The organism is Brevundimonas poindexterae (assembly GCF_020524625.1).
GTDB classification, from domain to species: Bacteria; Pseudomonadota; Alphaproteobacteria; order Caulobacterales; family Caulobacteraceae; genus Brevundimonas; species Brevundimonas poindexterae_A.
The window spans coordinates 80,423-96,214 of the sequence record NZ_JAIVLL010000001.1; the positions used below are offsets into that span (position 1 = coordinate 80,423).

The following is a 15,792-nucleotide window of genomic DNA, read 5'->3' on the forward strand; positions in this document are numbered from 1 at the left end:
CAAGCGGAGTCGCCTAGCTAGTATTTGCATATGCAAACACTACAGACGAGCGATGACGCGGAAGCCGGGCTGAAGGCGCTGGGGTTCACCGAACTGGAGGCGCGGCTGTACTGCACCTTGCTGCAGGCGGGGCCGTCGACCGGCTACCGGCTGGCCAAGCTGTGCGGAAAGGCGCCGCCGAATGTGTACCAGGCGCTGGGGCAGCTGACGCAGAAGGGCGTGGTGCTGGTCGAGCAGGGGGAGCCGTCGGCCTATCGGGCCGCCGCCCCGTCCGAAGTGCTGGCCGCTCTTGAAGCCGGGTTCGAGCGGGCCCGGGAGCGGGCCGACGGAGCGTTGCAATCGCTGGGCCGGCCGCAGGACGATGACCGCATCTACCAGATCGGTGAAGCCGGACAGGTGATCGAGCGGGCGCGGGCCATGCTGGCGTCGGCGCGCGAGATCGTGCTGTTCGACCTGTTTCCGGCGCCGCTTGACGCCTTGCGCGAGGACTTGGCCCGGTGCGCGGCGCGGGGGGTGACGGTCGCGGGCCTGATCTATGGCGAGAGCACCGGGATCGAGGGGGTCATCCAGCGTCGCGCGACAGCCGAGGCGCGGGTGGCCTCGGACTGGCCCGGCCATCAGCTGACGCTGGTGGTCGACGGGCGTGAGCATCTGGTGGCCCTGATGGCCGAGGGGCTGGCCGGCGTCCACCGGGCCCTGTGGAGCGACAGCGCCTATCTGTCGTGCCTGCAACACAGCGGGCTGTCGGCCGAAATCCGCCTGACAGGTCAGGACAGGTCTTCGTCTGATCCCCTTGCAAACCTGTCGCTTTTTGCCAGCGCGCCGGCCGGTCTGGCGGCGCTGACGCGACGCACCCTCCCGGAGGTGAAACAATGAAGCAGACCCTGATGACGGCGGCCGCATGGCTGGTGCTGGCCGGCCCTCTGGCGGCGCAGGACGCGTCGGTGACCGAGGTGGTCGAGCGCTACCGCGACTGGCGCGGCGGCGCGGCCTTCGAGGCGATGAAGGCGGTCCGGCAGGAGGGGCAGATCCGCGCTTCGGGGCTGGAGGGCCCACTCATCCTGCTGGCCGAGGCCGACGGCGACCTGCGCCGCGAACAGGACCTCGGCATCGTGCGTACGGCCACAGCGCGCCACGGGTCCGACGGCTGGGTCCTGACGAACTCGGGGCAGATCGAGCCGCTGAGCCCGCATGCCGCCGAGGACCTGAGGCGAGATGCCCTGTTGCGGTTCGAGGGGGTGCTGGATGATCCGTCGCGGCTGAGCCGTCGTCCGGACATCGAGATCGACGGGCGAACCCTGGCGGTCATTGCGGTGGATTTCGGCCCGGATGCCGATGAGCACGAGCTGTGGATCGACGCGGAAACGGGCGAGCTGTACGGCCTGCGCACCGCGCGGGACCGGCGGGAGTCGGTCGTGACCTTCGGCGACTGGCGGATGGTCGAGGGCGTACGCATGCCCTTCCACGAGCAGGTGACAGGCGATGTCGGCGAGCCCGGCGAGGTCAGCTGGTCCACCATTGATATCGACCCTGTGACCCCGGCTTCGGCGTGGGATCGCCCCGAGGTCGTGGCCGCCCACCGGATGGCGAGCGAGGGCGCGCCGGACAGCGGCCCCATCGCTTTCGATCTCTATGCCGGGACCCGCATCTACATCCCGGCGACGGTCAACGGCACGGCGACCCAGGTGCTGCTGGACAGCGGCGCCGAGATGACCGTACTGGACAAGACCTTTGCCGAAAGCCTCGGTCTGGAGTTCGAGGGAGAGGTCGCGGCCGTCGGCACCGGCGGCGTGGGCGAGGCGCGCTTTGCCAAGGGGGTGACACTGGATCTGGGCGGGATCGCTTTCGTCGACCGGACGGTGGCGGTCATCGATCTGGCGGCGATCAGCCAGGCGCTGGGCCGGCCCCTGCCGGTCATCCTGGGCAAGGACGCGTTCAACGGTCTGGTGGTGGATATCGACTTTCCGACGCGCAGCCTGACCTTCCACGAACCTGCGGGCTATGTCCCGCCGGAAGGGGCGACCGAGCTGGCGCTGGTGTCGTCGGGGGCCATCCGCGCGGTGCCGGTGTCGATCGAGGGCCGTGCGCCCGTGCTGTTCGATTTCGACATCGGAAATGGCGGGGCGCTGATCATCTATCCGGCCTATGCCGAGGCCGAGGGCCTGCTGGAGGGGCGTCCGGCCACGACGACGCTGTCCGGCGCGGTGGGCGGCGTACGCGAGAGCGGTCTGGCCACCATCCGGTCGCTCGAGATCGGCGGGTTCGAGGTGAACGACATCCCGACCGTCTTCCCGCCCGCGGGCCCGTCGGCGGTCGACGCTGACCGGACAGCCGGCAACATCGGCATGGGGGTGTTGGGCCGGTTTCGTCTGGTGACCGACTTTGCCAACAACCGGCTGTGGCTCTCGGCCACGCCCGAGGCCTTGGTCGCGCCGTTTCCGAAGGACCGGCTGGGGCTGGGTATCCGGCTGGACCCGGGTGTGATCGTGGTGACGCGGGTGTCGGCCGGATCGCCTGCCGAGGCTGCGGGCCTGACGCCGGACGCGCGCATCGTCGCGGTAGACGGGCGCCCTGCCGCCGAAATGGATGCCGGGGCGCTCCGCGCCATGCTGACCAGCCCCGCCGGACACGAAGTGGTGCTGACACTGGAGGACGGCGCGACCGTCAGGCTGGTGGCGCGCAACTTCTACTGAGCGCCGATCAGCGCCAGCCATTCGTCCTCGGTCAGGACGGTGACGCCGTGCTTTTCGGCCTCGGCCAGTTTGGAACCGGCGCCGGGACCCGCGACCAGATAGTCGGTCTTCTTCGACACCGAGCCGGAGACCTTGGCGCCCAGAGAGGAGGCGCGGGCCTTGGCCTCGTCACGGGTGAAGCGTTCGAGCGAACCGGTGAAGACGACGGTCTTGCCGGTGACCGGACTATCGGCCTCGGGACGTTCGGCGTCCTCGATGGTGGTCAGCTCCGCTTCCAGAGCCTCGACCACGTCGCGGTTGTGGGCCTCATGGAAGAAGTGGGCGATCTCGCGGGCGGCCACCGGGCCGACCCCGGCGACCGAGGCGATGCCGGTCAGGGCGAGGCCAGGGCCCTCGGTGCGGGCGATGTCGGCCAGACGGCGGATGCCGGACCAGTCGGAGGCGCGGTCGGCAAGGGCGCGACGGGCGGGGGAGGCGAGGCCGGGGAAGGCGAGGCTGAGCTTCTGGTCCAGCGGCGCCTCGGGCCAGGGATCGGTCTCGGCCAGATGGGCGTCGGCCAGGATCGACAGCACGCGCGCCGACACGCCGTGACCCTCGGACAGGCGGGTCCAGGCCTCCGTCTGGATGCCGGTCGAGGCCTCGATGCCCGCTGCCTTGAAGGCGGACCAGCTACCGAAATGGCGGGCCAGCAGCAGCGAGGTCTGGTCGCCGATGTCGGGGATGCCGAGGGCGTAAATCATCCGCTGGAGGGTGATGGTCCGGCGGGCGTCGATGCCGGCCACCAGATTGCCGACGCTGGTCTCGCCATAGCCGTCCTCGGCCCGCAGTTCGTCGAGACGCGCGGTGTCGCGGGCGAGGCGGAAGATGTCGGCGGGTTCGCGGATCCAGCCGCGCTCGTGAAAGGCGGTCAGCTGTTTCTCGCCCAACCCCTCGATGTCAAAGGCGCGGCGGCTGACGAAATGCTTGAGGCGTTCGACGATCTGGGAAGCGCAGATCAGTCCGCCGGTGCACCGCCGGCGGGCCTCGCCTTCCTCGCGCACGGCCTCGGAGCCACAGACGGGGCAGTGGGTCGGGAAAGCGTAGGGCTCGGTGCCATCGGGCCGCAGGTCGGGCACGATGCCGACGATCTGGGGAATGACGTCGCCGGCGCGCTGGACGATGACGGTGTCGCCGAGGCGGACGTCCTTGCGGGCGATCTCGTCCTCATTGTGCAGGGTGGCGTTGGAGACCACCACGCCGCCGACGGTGACGGGCTCCAGCCGCGCGACGGGCGTAAGGGAGCCGGTGCGGCCGACCTGGATGTCGATGGCGTTGACGACGGTGCGGGCCTGTTCGGCGGCAAATTTGTGGGCGATGGCCCAGCGGGGGCTGCGGGCGATGAAGCCGAGGCGCTTCTGCCAGTCCAGCCGGTCGACCTTGTAGACCACGCCGTCGATGTCATAGCCGAGGCGGGCGCGGTCGGTTTCGAGGCTGCGATAGACCTCGATCAGGCCGGTTGCGTCCTCGACCACGCGGCGGCGGTCGTTGACCGGAAAGCCCCATTCGGCCAGCCGATCGATGGCGCCGCTCTGGGTCTCGGCAAAGTCGTCCGAAAACTCGCCCCAGCCATAGGCGAAGAAGCGCAAGGGGCGTTTGGCCGTGATGGTCGGGTCCTTCTGGCGGAGCGAGCCGGCCGCGAAATTGCGCGGGTTGGCATAGGTGCGGCGGCCCTCGGCCTCCGCCTCGGCATTGAAGGCGAGGAAGGCGTTGGTGGGCGTATAGACCTCGCCCCGTACCTCGATGACATCGGGCCAGCCGCTGCCGGACAGCTGTTCGGGGATGTCGTCGAGGGTGCGCAGATTGGCTGTGACGTCCTCGCCCTCGCGACCGTCGCCCCGGGTCGCACCGACGACCAGCTTGCCCTTTTCGTAGCGCAGATTGGCGGACAGGCCGTCGATCTTGGGCTCGGCGATGAAGGCCATGGGGGTGTCGGCGTCGAGGTTCAGGAAGCGCCGGACACGGGCGACGAAGTCGGTGATGTCACCCTCGTCAAAGGCATTGTCGAGCGACAGCATGGGGATGCCGTGGCGCACGGGAGCAAAGGCACCGGACGGCGCGGCGCCGACCCGGGCCGAGGGGGTGTCGGCGGTGCTGAGCTCGGGGAAGCGGGCCTCGATCGCCAGGGCGCGGTGCTTGAGGGCGTCATAGTCGGCGTCGGAGACCTCGGGGGCGTCCTCGTTGAAATAGAGGGCGTCGTGCCGGGCCAGTTCGGCGGACAGGCGGTCCAGCTCCACGCGGGCCTGATCGAGGGTCAGGGTCTCGACATCGGGGGAGGTGGGGGAGGGGGCGTCGGTCATGGTCGGGTCCGGGAATCTGCAGCCCCCTGTCTAGCATCGTCGGCCCGGCTTCCCAGCGCCGATGACAGGAAGTTAATCTGACGGCGGTCGCGCCCGGGTCTAGGGTTCGGGCGAACAGTTCCGGAGGTTCCATGCGTCGTCTGTCGAAGCCCGCGTCTGCCGTGCTGGCCCTTGTGGCCGCCGGGGCGCTTGCGGCCTGTGTGCCCGGCACGTCCGAGGTGTCGTCGCCCGCCCAGCCTGAGGTCTCGTCGCAGCTGTGGGCTGACCTCACGACCCTGTCGGCGGACGACATGGAAGGACGCGGGACGGGGACGCCCGGCGGCGAACGCGCCCGGGCCTATATCGTGTCGCGCTTTGAAGAGCTGGGCATTGCCGCGCCGGCCATGGGGCGTCTGCAGCCGTTTTCCGCCGAGGGGCGCTCGCACGAGGGACGCCGGACCTTCAACGGTGTGAATGTGCTGGGTCTGATCCCCGGCACCCGTGTCGGCAACCGCTATATCGTGGTGACGGCCCACTATGATCACGTGGGGATGTACGGCGGGCAGATCTACAACGGGGCCGACGACAATGCCTCGGGCGTCGCGACCATGCTGGCCTTGGCCGAGGAGCTGAAGCGCAATCCGCCCGAGCACAGCGTGCTGTTCGTGGCCTTCGACGGCGAGGAGCGGGGCCTGCTGGGCGCGAAGCATTTCGTCGAGGCGCCGCCGTTCCCGCTGGAATCGATCTCGATGAACCTCAACTTCGACATGACGGCCCGGGCGGAGACCGACGGGCATCTGTGGGTCACGGGCACCTATCAGAACCCGACGCTGCGGCCGTATCTTGACGGGATTGCGCCGGTCGGCCCGGTGTCGCTGGCATTTGGCAAGGATACGCCTGAGGACACGGGTTCGGACAACTGGGTCAGCGCCTCGGACCACGGGGCCTTCCACGCGGCGGGGGTGCCCTTCCTGTACCTCGGGGTCGAGTTCCACCCCGACTATCACAAGCCCAGTGACGACCCTGAGCGGATCACGCCCGAGGTTTTCCAGGCGGCCACCACCCTGTCGATCCAGTCCTTCCGGGCGCTGGATCGCGGACTGGACCGCTAGGATGAGGACGGTGATGCGCACCGCCGCCCTGATCGCCGGGGGCATGGCCGCCCTGGCGCTGGCCGCCTGCGATCCGCCGCTGGAGCCGGCCGATGCGCCCAAGGACACGGGGGCAGAGACGGCGTCCCTGCCCGAGGGGTTCAGCAATGACCTGAGCGCGGACGTGTCCGGCTACTACCGGCCGACGACCGAGGTCCGGCAGGCCAGCTGGCGGCTGGATCACGTGTTCCTCGGCCAGACGCAGGACTTTGCGGCCTGGGAGAATGGCGCGCGCGAGGGCCGGTTCGCGCCGGTCATGCTTGAGTTCGTGGATGAATCCAGCCCGACGGTCCAGACCGAAAGCGGCGAGATCCACACCGGCCGCGTGCGGGTGCTGCCGCGCTTCTACAGTCTGGAGAAGGGCATGCTGCGCTTCGTCGGCGTGTCGGACGAGCTGGGTGTGGTGCGGCTGGACGCCCAGCTGAATGGCGATGCGCTGGCGACGGCGCGGCGCAATCTGGGCGAGGAAGGCTCGGTGCTGAACGGCACGCTCAGCATCGGTCAGGGCGCCCCGCAGGCGGTGGGCTTCCGCTGGTGGGCGGGGGACTGACGTCACCCCGCCCGGATAGGCGAAATCGATCTAGTTAACGGTCGCCTTGACGATCTTGCCCGGATTGCGGGGCGGCTCGCCCTTGGGCAGGGCGTCGACGTGTTCCATGCCCGACTCGACCACGCCCCAGACCGTGTACTGGCGGTCGAGGAAGGTCGCATCGTCGAAGCAGATGAAGAACTGGCTGTTGGCGCTGTTCGGGTCGTTGGTGCGGGCCATCGAGCAGACGCCGCGCACGTGCGGCTCGGCCGAGAACTCGGCCTTCAGGTTCGGCTTGTTCGAGCCCGAGGTGCCGGTGCCGGTCGGATCGCCGCCCTGGGCCATGAAGCCGGGGATGACGCGGTGGAAGACCACGCCGTCGTAGAAGCCTTCCTGCGCCAGTTCGGTGATGCGCGCGACGTGGCCGGGGGCCAGGTCCGGGCGCAGGCGAATGACGACGTCGCCGCCGGTGTCATTGCCGGTGTCGAGGGTGAAGGTGAGGGTCTGTGCAGTCATACGGGCTCCTTTTGTCGAGGCGGGGTCATAGCGGCTCAACGCGCGGGGCGCTATGTCGGGAGCCATGACCGACGAAGAAAACCCCGCCCCTCGCCGCCGGATGGTGCGACCGCCGACCAAGGGCACGGCGGCGGGCCGGGGCATGGGCACCAGGATGAAGACGGCGGACGACAAGTCCATGTCCAGCCAGCAGTGGATCAAGCGACAGCTGGCCGACCCCTGGTCCGACCGGGCCCGGGCCGAGGGCTGGCGCAGCCGCGCGGCCTTCAAACTGATGGAAATCGACGACCGGTTCGGCCTGATCCGCCCGGGCTCGCGGGTTATCGATCTGGGCGCCGCGCCCGGCGGCTGGGTGCAGGTGGCGCTGAAGCGCGGGGCCCAGGCCGTGGTCGGCGTGGACCTGTTGATGATCGAGCCTATCCCCGGCGCCGAACTGGTGCAGGCCGACTTCACCCACCCGGGCGTGGACCGGCAGCTGATCGAGGCACTGGGCGGGGCGCCGGACGTGGTGCTGTCCGACATGGCCCACAACACCATCGGCCACCGCCAGACCGACCACCTGAAGATCGTCGCCCTGATCGAGATCGCCGCCGAGTTCGCCCTCAGGACGCTGAAGCCCGGCGGCCATTTCGTGACAAAGAACTTCCAGGGCGGTGACGCCGGGGGCGTGCTGGCCGAGCTGCGCGCCGGCTTCCGCGAGGTGAAGTACGTCAAGCCGGCGTCCAGCCGGAAGGACAGTTCGGAAGTCTATCTGGTGGCGATGGGACGGCAGCCCTGACGCCCCGCCTCAGGGTTGGGGGTCGTCGGCAAGGCTGCCGTAGGTGGGCGCGGCGCGCTGGGCTTCGCGGCGCGCCTCGATCCGGGTCCATATGCGGTCGTGGACGGTGAAGAACAGCGTCTGCACCAGGGGCTCGACGATGCCGATAGCCAGGGCGATGCGAATGTCGCGCGTGATGGCAAAGGCCACGATGACGGCCACGGTGAAGTGCATCAGGCCGTAGGTGACGGTCTTGAGTGCCACCTGTTTGAACGAGGTGGGCAGGGCATGGCTGTGGCCCGCATGTCCGTGCGAGCGGGCCTGCTCGCGGGCGTCCATCAGTTCGAGGCGGGCGGTGAAGGCCTCGGCCGTTTCCTCGACGCGGGTGAGGCGCTTGCGGCGCTCGATCCGGTGCCAGATGCGGTCGTGAATGGAATAGGCGATGGTCTGGAAGAAGGGCTCGACCATGCCGACCGCCAGGGCCATGCGCCAGTCGCGGGTCAGGGCAAAGGCCACCAGAATGGCGACCACCAGGTGCATGACGCCGTAGCTGGCGATCTTGAGCGCCAGGCTGCGCGCGGTTCTGAGGATCATTCGCACCATCGAAGCGAAAATGGGCGGGAACTGAGAGGGTTGCAACGTCAGAATTTCTATCGTTGCCATAAGCCCGGGTGACAGTTGCGCGGGAATGCGCGTCGCGGGGGCGATTGCCCCTTGCAGACTCGGCGCCGCCGCCGTTATACGCGGCCCGCAAAACGGAGACTCCCTATGGAGATACGCGAAGGCCTTACCTTCGATGATGTTTTGCTTGAACCCGGCAAGTCGGAGGTCATGCCCGCCGAGACAGACGTCTCGACGCGACTGACCCGCAGCCTGAAGCTGAACATACCGCTCGTGTCCTCGGCGATGGACACGGTGACTGAAAGCCGGCTGGCGATCGCCATGGCGCAGGCCGGCGGGCTGGGTGTGCTTCACCGCAATCTGACGGTCGACGAACAGGCCGAGCAGGTCCGCGTGGTGAAGCGGTACGAGAGCGGCATGGTCATCAATCCGGTGACCATCCACCCCGACACGACCCTGGGCGAGGTGCGCGACATCGTGGCCCGCAAGAAGATCTCGGGCTTTCCCGTCGTGGACCGCGAGACGGGACGTCTGGTCGGTATGCTGACCAACCGCGACATGCGGTTCGATACCTCGCCGGACCGCAAGGCCGCCGAGCTGATGACGCGCGATCCACTCTACACCGTGCCCGAGGGGGCCGGGCGCGACGAGGCGATCGCCATCCTGCGGGAGCGCAAGATCGAGCGGGTGATTGTGGTGGACGGCGACATGCGCGCCACCGGCCTGATCACCATGAAGGACATCGAGAAGGCCCAGGCCCACCCCTATGCCGCCAAGGACGATCAGGGGCGTCTGCTGGTCGGGGCGGCCTCGACGGTCGGTGACAGCGGCTATGAGCGGTCGCTGGCGCTGGCGGACGCGGGCGTCGATGTGATCGTGATCGACACGGCGCACGGACACTCGGTGCAGGTGTCAAAGGCCGTCGAGCGGATCAAGCGTGAGACCAACCGGGTGCAGATCGTGGCCGGCAATGTCGCGACCTATGATGCGGCGCGGGCGCTGATCGACGCCGGGGCCGATGCGGTCAAGGTCGGGATCGGGCCGGGCAGTATCTGCACGACCCGCATCGTGGCGGGCGTGGGCGTGCCCCAGCTGACCGCCGTCATGGATGCGGCCCGCGCGGCGCGGGACAGCGGCGTGCCGGTGATCGCCGACGGCGGCATCAAATATTCGGGCGATCTGGCCAAGGCCATCGCGGCCGGGGCGAGCGTGGCCATGATGGGCTCGATGTTCGCCGGCACCGACGAAAGCCCGGGCGAGGTCTTCCTGTACCAGGGCCGGTCCTACAAGTCGTACCGCGGCATGGGCTCGGTCGGGGCCATGGCCCGCGGCTCGGCCGATCGCTACTTCCAGAAGGAAGTGTCGTCCGAGAAGCTGGTGCCGGAAGGCATTGAAGGGCAGACGCCCTACAAGGGGCCGATCTCGCCGGTCATCCACCAGATGGTCGGGGGCCTGCGCGCCGCCATGGGCTATGTCGGGGCCGCCACCATTCCGGAGTATCAGGAGCGGGCGCGGTTCGTGCGCATCACCAATGCGGGCCTGCGCGAAAGCCATGTGCACGATGTGATGATCACGCGCGAAGCGCCCAACTATCGTCAGGGCTAGGGGAGAGAACCGGTCATGGACATGACACCGGAATTCATCGCCCTGGCCGGAACGCTCGTGCTGGCGCTGGTTCAGATCCTGGCGGCGGGTGCGGCACGCACGGCCGAGCTGGGCGCCAAATGGAATGCCGGTCCGCGGGACGGCAATCCGCCCCCGCCCGGACCGCTGGCCGGACGCCTCAAGCGGGCGCAGGACAATCTGCTCGAGACCCTGCCGCTGTTCATCGCTGCCGTGCTGATGGCCGTGGTGGCGGACAAGACCGGCACGCTGACGCAGTGGGGCGCCTGGCTGTACCTGCTGGGTCGCATCGTCTACGTGCCGCTCTACGCCCTGGGTGTGCCCTATGTCCGCAGCCTTGTGTGGATGGCCGCCCTGGCCGGCCTGGTCATGGTGATCGTGGCCCTGTTTGTCTGAAAGCCCTGAATGACTCCTGCTGCCCGACTGGCTGCCGCCGCTTCCATCCTCGACTCCATCGCGCAGGGTCGCCACCCGGCCGAGGTCGTGATCAAGGCCTGGGGGCAGCAGAACCGCTATGCGGGCTCCAAGGACCGGCGCGCGATCGCCGACCGGGTCTACAAGGTGCTGCGGGCCCGGGGCCGACTGTCGTGGATCATGGGCGGGCGCGAGGACGGCCGGGCGCTGGTGATCGGGTCGCTGGGCGTGCTGGACGGCCTGTCGCTTGAAGAGATCGAGGCCCTGCATACGGGCGAGGGCTATGGCCCCGGACCGCTGTCGAAGCACGAGCGCGGGCGACTGGCGGTCAAGGACAGCGAACTGCCCGGCTGGGTCGAGGCGGGGCTGCCGGAGTTTGTGGTCGAGGACCTGAAGCAGACCTTCGGCGATCAGTGGGCCGCCGAGGCCCGGGCCCTGATGGCGCCGCGCGCGCCGATCGATCTCCGGGTCAATACCGGCCGGGCCAGCCTCGAGGCGGTCGAGGGTGAGTTGCGCGCCGCCGGACTGTCGCCCGAGCGCACGCCCTGGTCGCCGGTCGGCCTGAGACTGACGGCCGAACCGCCGCCCAACATCCAGACGCTTGGTGCCTTCCGCGAAGGCCGTATCGAGATCCAGGACGAAGGCAGTCAGGTCGTCTGTGCCCTCGCCGGGGCCAAGCCCGGCATGACCGTCGTCGACTATTGCGCCGGGGGCGGGGGCAAGACCCTGGGGCTGGCAGCCGCGCTTCAGGGCGAGGGGCGACTGATCGCCTCGGACGTGGTGCAGAAGCGGCTGAACAACATCCAGCCCCGACTGGAACGCGCGGGCGCCGAGGCTGACCTGCGCCTGATCGGCCAGAACGGCGGGGGGCTGGAGGACCTGAACGGTCAGGCAGATCTGGTGTTCGTCGATGCACCCTGTTCGGGGTCGGGGACGTTGAGGCGTCACCCCGAGGCGGCGTGGCGCCTCAAGCCCGACGAGGTCGAGCGCCTGCATGCCCTGCAGGTCCGAATCCTGGATCAGGCGGCGAAGCTGGTGAAGCCCGGCGGTCGGCTGGCCTATGTGACCTGTTCGGTGCTGACGCGCGAGAACAAGGCCAGCGCCGATGCCTTCGAGGCGGCCCACCCGGATATGCGCCCGGTCGCCGTGACGCCGCCGTGGGCCGACGGGCCGATGACGCGGGTCCGGCTGTCGCCCGGTGCGACCGACACCGACGGCTTCTTCCTTGCCCTCTATGAGCGAGCGGCATGACAGGACGGCTGGAGCGTCGGGGCGGAGTGACGGTGTTGCCGGTCATGGCTGCACCGGCCGAATACGGCGCGCATCTGAAGGCCCGCATCGACCCGCTGATGACCGGCGTTGGCCCGGTCGAGGCGGCGGTGTCGCTGACCGCCGCGCTCGCCCGGCTGGAGGGGAGGGACGGACGGCCCGACCTGATCGTGTCGCTGGGGTCCTGCGGATCGCGCACGCTGGAGCATGCTGCGGTCTATCAGGTAGCCTCGGTCGGCTATCGCGACATGGATGCCAGCGCGCTGGGCTTCCCGAAGGGCGTGACGCCGTTGTCGGACCTGCCGGCGGTCCTGCCGCTGCCGTGTCCGATCCCGGGCCTGCCGACCGCGACCCTGTCGACCGGAGCCAATGTCGTCTCTGGGGCGGCCTATGACGCGATCGATGCCGACATGGTGGATATGGAGACCTGGGCGCTGGCCCGGGCCGCCCAGACGTTTGACGTGCCATTGGTTGCCCTGCGCGGCGTGTCTGACGGACGGACCGAGCTGAAGGCGCTGGAGGACTGGACCGGCACCCTGCATCTGATTGACGAACACCTTGCCACGGCGTGGGATCGGTTGACGGACGTGCTGGAGGCCGGGGGCCTCGCCGCCCTCGACCGCATCCCCTCCACCCGCCAGGATATGTCCCAGCCCGCCTCCCCGGAACCGATCGCATGAGCCAACCCGAACACCAGAAAGTCCTGATCGTCGATTTCGGCAGCCAGGTGACGCAGCTGATCGCGCGGCGCCTGCGTGAGGCCAAGGTCTATTGCGAGATCCATCCCTTCCAGAAGGCCGAGGCCGCCATGGCGGCGATGAACCCGGCGGCGATCATCCTGTCGGGTGGGCCCGAGAGCGTGCACGAGGAAGGCAGCCCGCGGGCGCCCGAGGCAGTGTTCACCGCCGGCGTCCCGGTGCTGGGCATCTGCTACGGCGAGATGACGATGTGCGAGCAGCTGGGCGGCAAGGTCGAGGGGGGGCACCATCGCGAGTTCGGCCGGGCCGAGATCACGGTTCAGAAGGCCTCCCCCCTGCTGGAGGGCCTGGCCGGGATCGGCGAGGACGAGCCGGTCTGGATGAGCCACGGCGACAAGATCGTCGCCATCCCCGAGGGTTTTGACGTGATCGCCACCTCGCCCGGCTCGCCCTATGCGGTGATTGGCGACGAGGCGCGGCGCTTCTATGGCATCCAGTTCCACCCCGAGGTCATGCATACGCCGCGCGGTGACCGGATGCTGAAGAATTTCACCCACGGCATCGCCGGTCTGAAGGGCGACTGGACCATGGCCGCCTATCGCGAGGAGAAGATCGCCCAGATTCGCGAACAGGTGGGCGACGCGAAAGTGATCTGCGGCCTGTCGGGCGGGGTCGACAGCTCGGTCGCCGCCGTTCTGATCCACGAGGCGATCGGCGACCAGCTGACCTGTGTGTTCGTCGACACCGGCCTGTTGCGCAAGGACGAGGCGAAACAGGTCACGACCCTGTTCCGGGATCACTACAACATTCCGCTGATCCACGTTGATGCGTCGAAGGAATTCTTGGGCGAACTGGCCGGTCAGTCGGATCCCGAGACCAAGCGCAAGACGATCGGCCGGGTCTTCATCGAGGTATTCGACCGCGAGGCCGGCAAGATCGACGGCGCCGAATTCCTGGCGCAGGGGACGCTGTACCCCGATGTGATCGAGAGTGTGTCCTCCTCCAGCGGCAAGGCCCATGTGATCAAAAGCCACCACAATGTCGGGGGCCTGCCCGACTATATGAAGCTGAAGCTGGTCGAGCCGCTGCGTGAACTGTTCAAGGACGAGGTGCGGGCGCTGGGCCGCGAGCTGGGCCTGACCGACGCCTTTGTCGGACGCCATCCCTTCCCCGGACCGGGTCTGGCCATCCGCATCCCCGGCGAGATCACGCCGGATGCGGTGGCGACGCTGCAGGAGGCCGACGCCATCTACCTCGAGGAAATCCGCAAGGCCGGCCTGTACGACGACATCTGGCAGGCCTTTGCCGTGCTGCTGCCGGTCAAGACCGTCGGCGTGATGGGCGACGCCCGGACCTATGAAAAGGTGCTGGCCCTGCGCGCCGTGACCTCGACCGACGGCATGACGGCGGACTTCTATCAGTTCCCGTGGGAGGTACTGGGCCGGACCGCCACCCGCATCATCAACGAGGTGCGGGGCGTCAACCGCGTCGTCTACGACGTGACGTCCAAGCCGCCGGGCACCATCGAGTGGGAATAGGGCGCTAGGCCCTGATCCCGAGCGCCCCTGCGCTGCGGTAGAGCATGTAGGCGGCGACGACGAAGATCAGGGTCGCGAACACGGCGTTGAGCGCGCCCTTGTGGCTGGAGAGGGTCTTGGCCAGCCCTGCGCCCAGCATGCCACCGGCGATCCCTCCGGCCAGGAAGACACCGGCCAGCGGCCAGTCAACCCAGCCGGACAGGGCATAGTTCGCGGCCGTCGTCAGGCCGAAGGCTGTGACCCCGACCAGCGACGATCCGACGGCGTAGAAGATCGGCATGCGGGTGGCATACATCAGGCTGGGAACGATCAGGAAACCGCCCCCGATGCCGAAGAAGCCGGAGAGGATGCCGGTGGCCGCTCCGGTGCCGAGCAGCTTCGGCGCATTGCCCCGGGTGAGGGTGACATCGGGATCGCCGTCGCCCTTGCGGCCGCGCAGCATGAGGACTCCGACGATCACCATCAGGAGGGCGAACAGGGCCAGCAGCTTCTGGCCGTCAAAGGCCTTGCCGAGCGTAGAGCCGAGCAAGGCTCCGACCACACCGGCCAGGGCGAACAGGCCGGCGATCTTCCACTTCACCGTGCCGTGGCGGGCATGGTTGACCAGATTGGCGGCGGCATTGGCGGCCACGGCGAGGGCACTGGTCCCGATCGCCAGGTGCGGCTCCTTGACCCCGACCAGATAGACGATCAGCGGCACGGCGAGGATCGATCCGCCGCCGCCGACAAGGCCGAGCGAGAAGCCGACCAGGGACCCGGCGGCCGCGCCGAGTCCGTACTGCAGCAGGGAAAGGTCCACGGGAGGTGTCCTTGGAAGGGGCCGGCCCTAGAGACGGGAGCGCAGGCCGGAAAGGTCATAGCCGGCCTCGCGGGCGGCGTTGATCAGGGTGTGCGGGTCGGACTGCGGCGCGCGGGCCAGCGCCCAGAGCATGGCGGTGCGGGTGCCGCTGCGACAGAAGCCGAAGATGGGAGCGGGCAGGGTCTCGAGCGCCTCGGCCATGGCCGCGACGTCGTCCGGACCGATGTTGCCGCCGGTGACCGGGATGTGGCGGAAGGCCAGTCCGTGCTGGTCGGCTGCAGCCTTCATCTCGGCCGCGGTGGGCTGACCGGGATCCTCGCCGTCGGGCCGGTTGGAAATGACCGAGCGGAAACCGGCCGCCGCAATGATCTCGAGTTCCTCGGGGGCCACCTGGGGCGAGGTGCTGAGGGTGTCGTCCAGTTTACGTCCTGCCATGGGGGGCTCCTTGAACTACGACCGCGCGGGCCGGGAAGAAGTGGAACACGGCCATGCCCGCGAGCATGGCGGCAACGAAGACCACGCCCTGCCAGGCGCCGGTCGTGAGTGAAGCAAGGGCAGGCCCGGGGCACAGGCCGACCAGGCCCCAGCCCAAGCCGAACAGGACGGCGCCGCCGATCAGGGGACGATCGATCCTGCGGCTGGTCGGAATGGCGAAATCCTTGGCCAGCATCGGGGCATGCATGCGCCGGTGCATCAGATAGGCCAGGCCGGACGGGATCAGGGCGCCGCCCATGACAAAGGCCAGCGCGGGGTCCCAGTTGCCGGTCACGTCGAGGAAGGCCAGCACCCGGGCCGGGTTGACCATGTCGGAGACGATCATACCGGCACCGAACAGGACGCCGCAGAGAATGGCGATGAGCAGGCGCATC

16 protein-coding genes are annotated in these 15,792 nt (G+C 68.8%); 10 read left to right on the forward strand and 6 right to left on the reverse strand.

The genetic code is table 11. The features are described 5' to 3' along the window. Nucleotides 1-30: 30 nt before the first annotated feature. Together LC068_RS00395 and LC068_RS00400 are read left to right on the forward strand one after the other, a co-directional pair. Nucleotides 31-876, forward strand: coding sequence for a TrmB family transcriptional regulator (locus LC068_RS00395; RefSeq protein ID WP_226633595.1), 846 nt, complete (start codon nt 31-33; stop codon nt 874-876). Then, complete coding sequence (locus tag LC068_RS00400) at nt 873-2,693, forward strand: aspartyl protease family protein (RefSeq protein ID WP_226633596.1); 1,821 nt, start codon at nt 873-875, stop codon at nt 2,691-2,693. Before LC068_RS00395 ends, LC068_RS00400 begins: the two co-directional genes overlap by 4 nt. Here the strand turns inward: LC068_RS00400 and ligA are convergent. Then, nucleotides 2,687-5,029, reverse strand: a complete 2,343-nt coding sequence (ligA, locus tag LC068_RS00405; protein ID WP_226633598.1) for an NAD-dependent DNA ligase LigA — start codon at nt 5,027-5,029, stop codon at nt 2,687-2,689. The two genes, LC068_RS00400 and ligA, sit on opposite strands and share 7 nt — an antisense overlap. A 131-nt stretch (nt 5,030-5,160) precedes the next feature. Between ligA and LC068_RS00410 the strand changes: the two genes are divergently transcribed. Further along, nucleotides 5,161-6,120 (forward strand): M20/M25/M40 family metallo-hydrolase, encoded by a 960-nt coding sequence (locus tag LC068_RS00410; protein WP_226633601.1) that lies wholly within the window; start codon nt 5,161-5,163, stop codon nt 6,118-6,120. Between the two features lie 13 nt (nt 6,121-6,133). Beyond that, a complete protein-coding gene (locus tag LC068_RS00415) occupies nt 6,134-6,709 on the forward strand; it encodes a hypothetical protein (protein ID WP_226633603.1) in 576 nt (191 codons plus the stop codon). A 30-nt stretch (nt 6,710-6,739) separates the two neighbouring features. Here the strand turns inward: LC068_RS00415 and LC068_RS00420 are convergent, their stop codons facing one another. Next, the gene (locus LC068_RS00420) at nt 6,740-7,204 is read right to left on the reverse strand and encodes a peptidylprolyl isomerase (RefSeq protein WP_209119413.1); all 465 of its coding nucleotides are present in this window, start codon (nt 7,202-7,204) and stop codon (nt 6,740-6,742) included. 64 nt (nt 7,205-7,268) lie between these two features. On the opposite strand from LC068_RS00420, the gene LC068_RS00425 reads away from it, so the two are divergent. Beyond that, nucleotides 7,269-7,982, forward strand: a complete 714-nt coding sequence (locus LC068_RS00425; protein ID WP_226633605.1) for an RlmE family RNA methyltransferase — start codon at nt 7,269-7,271, stop codon at nt 7,980-7,982. A gap of 9 nt (nt 7,983-7,991) precedes the next feature. On the opposite strand, the gene LC068_RS00430 is transcribed toward LC068_RS00425, so the two are convergent. Beyond that, nucleotides 7,992-8,555 (reverse strand): DUF2061 domain-containing protein, encoded by a 564-nt coding sequence (locus LC068_RS00430; RefSeq protein WP_226633608.1) that lies wholly within the window; start codon nt 8,553-8,555, stop codon nt 7,992-7,994. Nucleotides 8,556-8,729: 174 nt separating this feature from the next. On the opposite strand from LC068_RS00430, the gene guaB reads away from it, so the two are divergent. The 5 genes from guaB to guaA are packed head-to-tail and all read left to right on the forward strand — an operon-like array spanning nt 8,730 to nt 14,124. Continuing rightward, the gene (gene guaB / locus LC068_RS00435; protein WP_226633610.1) at nt 8,730-10,187 is read left to right on the forward strand and encodes an IMP dehydrogenase; all 1,458 of its coding nucleotides are present in this window, start codon (nt 8,730-8,732) and stop codon (nt 10,185-10,187) included. A 15-nt stretch (nt 10,188-10,202) separates the two neighbouring features. Continuing rightward, a complete protein-coding gene (locus LC068_RS00440) occupies nt 10,203-10,601 on the forward strand; it encodes an MAPEG family protein (protein WP_226633613.1) in 399 nt (132 codons plus the stop codon). A gap of 9 nt (nt 10,602-10,610) precedes the next feature. Continuing rightward, nucleotides 10,611-11,870: an RsmB/NOP family class I SAM-dependent RNA methyltransferase gene (locus LC068_RS00445; protein ID WP_226633616.1), complete on the forward strand. Its 1,260-nt coding sequence runs from the start codon at nt 10,611-10,613 to the stop codon at nt 11,868-11,870. Then, nucleotides 11,867-12,568, forward strand: a complete 702-nt coding sequence (locus tag LC068_RS00450; protein ID WP_226633619.1) for a 5'-methylthioadenosine/S-adenosylhomocysteine nucleosidase — start codon at nt 11,867-11,869, stop codon at nt 12,566-12,568. Before LC068_RS00445 ends, LC068_RS00450 begins: the two co-directional genes overlap by 4 nt. Next, on the forward strand, nt 12,565-14,124 hold the full coding sequence (gene guaA, locus LC068_RS00455; RefSeq protein WP_226633622.1) for a glutamine-hydrolyzing GMP synthase: 1,560 nt from the start codon (nt 12,565-12,567) through the stop codon (nt 14,122-14,124). Before LC068_RS00450 ends, guaA begins: the two co-directional genes overlap by 4 nt. Before the next feature lie 4 nt (nt 14,125-14,128). Here guaA and LC068_RS00460 read toward each other — a convergent pair whose 3' ends face one another. The 3 genes from LC068_RS00460 to LC068_RS00470 are packed head-to-tail and all read right to left on the reverse strand — an operon-like array spanning nt 14,129 to nt 15,791. Then, entirely contained in the window at nt 14,129-14,923 is a 795-nt protein-coding gene (locus tag LC068_RS00460) for a sulfite exporter TauE/SafE family protein (protein ID WP_226633623.1), read from the reverse strand. A 27-nt stretch (nt 14,924-14,950) separates the two neighbouring features. After that, complete coding sequence (locus tag LC068_RS00465; protein WP_226633624.1) at nt 14,951-15,358, reverse strand: TIGR01244 family sulfur transferase; 408 nt, start codon at nt 15,356-15,358, stop codon at nt 14,951-14,953. Further along, complete coding sequence (locus LC068_RS00470) at nt 15,345-15,791, reverse strand: DUF6691 family protein (protein WP_226633625.1); 447 nt, start codon at nt 15,789-15,791, stop codon at nt 15,345-15,347. Before LC068_RS00470 ends, LC068_RS00465 begins: the two co-directional genes overlap by 14 nt. Nucleotide 15,792: the final 1 nt, after the last annotated feature.